Below are 3,383 nucleotides of genomic sequence, written 5' to 3' on the forward strand. Positions count from 1 at the left end.
GAATACGGCTGCGGGTAACCCCGGCACGCCGTCGCAAACGGCGGCCGCGCGGCGTCCCTCCGGCGTGGTGTCCGCGCCCGGGGCAGGGGAGTGAGGCGGCCCGGACCGGGGTTTGGCGGCCGCCGCGCAGGGGCACGCGGGGAGTCCCGACCGCGCCGGATTCGACCCCTTTCGACCCGCCGGAGGCGCACCGTGAGCCGATCCCGCATCGCGAGTCGACCTCGCATCGTCGTCGTCGGAGCCGGCTTCGCCGGCTACCGCACCGCCCGCACCCTGTCCCGGCTGACCCGCGGCAAGGCCGACATCACCCTGCTCAACCCGACCGACTACTTCCTCTACCTGCCGCTCCTGCCCCACGTCGCCACCGGCGTCCTGGAGCCGCGCCGCGTCACCGTCTCCCTCGCCGGCACGCTGCCGCACGTGCGCCTCGCACTCGGCGAGGCCGACGGCGTCGACCTGGAACGACACACGGTGACGTACACCGATCCCGAAGGGGAACGCGGCGCGTTGCCCTACGACCGGCTCGTCCTCAGCGTGGGCAGCGTCAACAAGCTGCTGCCCGTGCCGGGCGTCGCCGAGCACGCGCACGGCTTCCGCGGCATCCCCGAGGCGCTGTACCTGCGCGACCACATCACCCGCCAGATAGAGCTCGCCGCCGCGGCACCCGACCCGGAGACCTGCCGGGCCCGCTGCACGTTCGTGGTCGTCGGCGCGGGCTACACCGGGGTCGAACTCGCCGCGCACGGAAGGCTGTTCACCGACGCGCTGGTGCGCAAACAGCCGCTGAGGCAGGGCATACGGCCCCGCTGGCTACTGCTCGACGTCGCGGACCGCGTGCTCCCCGAACTCGACCGACGGCTGTCGACCACCGCCGAGCGCGTCCTGCGGCGGCGCGGTGTGGACGTCCGCACCAGGACCTCCGTCAAGGAGGCCACCTCGGACGGGGTGCTCCTGGACGACGGGGACGCCGTCGACACCCGCACGCTCGTCTGGTGCGTCGGCGTGCGCCCCGATCCGCTCGTCGCCGGGCTGGGGCGGCCGCTGGAGAAGGGGCGCCTGCGCGTCGACCCCTGTCTCCAAGTGCCGGGCCACCCAGAGGTGTTCGCGTGCGGTGACGCGGCCGCCGTGCCCGATGCGACGCGGCCCGGCGCGTTCACCCCGATGACCGCGCAGCACGCCTGGCGGCAGGGCGTCACGGCCGGGCGCAACGTCGCCGCGTCCCTCGGCGTCGGCACGCGCCGCGCCTACCGCCACCGCGACCTGGGCTTCACCGTCGACCTCGGTGGCGTCCAGGCCGCCGCCAACCCGTTCGGCGTACCGCTGTCCGGCCCGCTCGCCGGAGCCGTCACCCGCGGCTACCACCTGGCGGCCATGCCCGGAAACCGCGTACGCGTCGCCGCGGACTGGCTCCTGGACTGCGTACTCCCGCGCCAGGCAGTCCAGTTGGGCCTGGTCCGCTCGTGGTCGGTGCCCCTGGAATCCGCGTCCCCGGAATTGGCCCGCCTGCCGCATCCGGACGACCACGACCGTCACCGTCGGGTCCCCGGTCACTCGCCACCCAAGGAGGAACCTGATGACCGAAAAAAGTGACCAACTCAAAGCCATCGCGCAGCAGTTGCGGGTCGACTCGGTGCGGGCCGCGGCCGCCGCGGGGTCCGGCCACCCGACCTCGTCCATGTCCGCCGCCGACCTGATGGCGGTGCTCATCGGGCGCCATCTGCACTACGACTTCGACCGGCCCGACCACCCCGGCAACGACCGGTTCATCCTCTCCAAAGGGCACGCCTCGCCGCTCCTCTACGCCGCGTACAAGGCGGCGGGGGCGCTCACCGACCACGAGTTGCTCACCTTCCGCGAGCAGGGCAGCCGGCTCGAAGGGCATCCGACGCCCCGAGCCCTGCCCTGGGTCGAGGTCGCCACCGGCTCGCTGGGGCAGGGGCTGCCCGTCGGCGTCGGCATGGCCCTGTCCGGCAAGCGGCTCGACCGGATCCCGTTCCGCGTCTGGGTGCTGTGCGGCGACAGCGAGCTGGCGGAGGGGTCCGTGTGGGAGGCCGCCGAGCACGCCGGGTACGAGCACCTCGACAACCTCACCGCGGTCGTCGACGTCAACCGCCTCGGCCAGCGCGGACCGACCCGCCACGAATGGCAGTTGAGCGCCTACGCCGACCGCTTCCGGGCCTTCGGCTGGCACGTCGTCGAGACCGACGGACACGACGTCGAAGCCGTGGACCGCGCCTGCGGGGAAGCGGGCTCCACCGTCGGGCAGCCCACCGTCATCCTCGCCCGCACCGTCAAGGGCCGGGGCGTCGCCTCCGTGGAGAACCGCGAGGGACTGCACGGCAAGCCGCTGCCGGACCCGGAGGCGGCCGTCGAGGAGCTGGGCGGCGTGCGCGACGTACGCGTGGAGGTGCGCAGGCCGGCCGCCGCCCGGACCATGCACGCCGTCCGCAGCGGCCACCTCGAACTCCCGCGGCACGCCCTGGGCGAGGCCGTCGCGACCCGCACCGCGTACGGCCAGGCCCTCGCCGCGCTCGGCACCGCCCGCGGCGACGTGGTGGCCCTGGACGGCGAGGTCGGCGACTCGACGCGGACGGAGTACTTCGCCAAGGAGCACCCCGACCGGTTCTTCGAGTGCTACATCGCCGAACAGCAACTCGTCGCCGCGGCGGTGGGGTTGGCGGCGCGCGGCTGGGTGCCGTACGCGTCGACGTTCGCGGCGTTCCTCACCCGCGCCCACGACTTCGTCCGGATGGCCGCGGTGAGCGGCGCCGACATCAACCTCGTCGGCTCGCACGCAGGCGTCGCGATCGGGCAGGACGGCCCGTCCCAGATGGGTCTGGAGGACCTGGCGCTGTTCCGCGCGGTGCACGGCTCCACGGTCCTGTACCCGTGCGACGCCCACCAGACGGGACAGCTCGTCGCGTCGATGGCGGGGCTCGACGGGATCAGCTATCTGCGTACGTCGCGTGGGGACGCGCCCGTCATCTACGGGCCCGAGGAACAGTTCCCCATCGGCGGCTCCAAGGTGCTGCGCGCCGGTGACGCGGACCGGCTCACCGTGGTCGCCGCGGGCGTCACCGTCCACGAGGCGCTGACCGCCGCGGCGGCGCTGGACCGCGAGGGCATCGCGGTGCGCGTCATCGACCTGTACTCCGTCAAGCCCGTGGACCGCCGCACCCTGCGCGAGGCGGCCGAACGCACCGGCTGCCTCATGACCGTCGAGGACCACCGGGAGCAGGGCGGCCTCGGCGACGCGGTCCTGGACGCGTTCACCGACGGCAGGCCGGTACCGCGGCTGGTGCGGCTCGCGGTGCGGACGATGCCCGGCTCGGCCTCGCCCGAGGAACAGCTGCGCGCCGCGGGCATCGACGCGGAGTCGATCG

Annotated in this window: 2 protein-coding genes; both read left to right on the forward strand. The window is 74.0% G+C overall.

All coding sequences use genetic code 11. From position 1 onward, the window contains the following. Nucleotides 1-192: 192 nt before the first annotated feature. Nucleotides 193-1,590 (forward strand): NAD(P)/FAD-dependent oxidoreductase, encoded by a 1,398-nt coding sequence (locus AOK03_RS39605; protein WP_055570170.1) that lies wholly within the window; start codon nt 193-195, stop codon nt 1,588-1,590. Then, on the forward strand, nt 1,574-3,383 hold a 1,810-nt coding region (locus AOK03_RS39610; RefSeq protein WP_055570171.1), incomplete at its 3' end, for a transketolase. The genes AOK03_RS39605 and AOK03_RS39610, both read left to right, overlap by 17 nt.

This window comes from Streptomyces atriruber (genome assembly GCF_001418325.1).
In the GTDB taxonomy this organism is placed as follows: domain Bacteria; phylum Actinomycetota; class Actinomycetes; order Streptomycetales; family Streptomycetaceae; genus Streptomyces; species Streptomyces atriruber.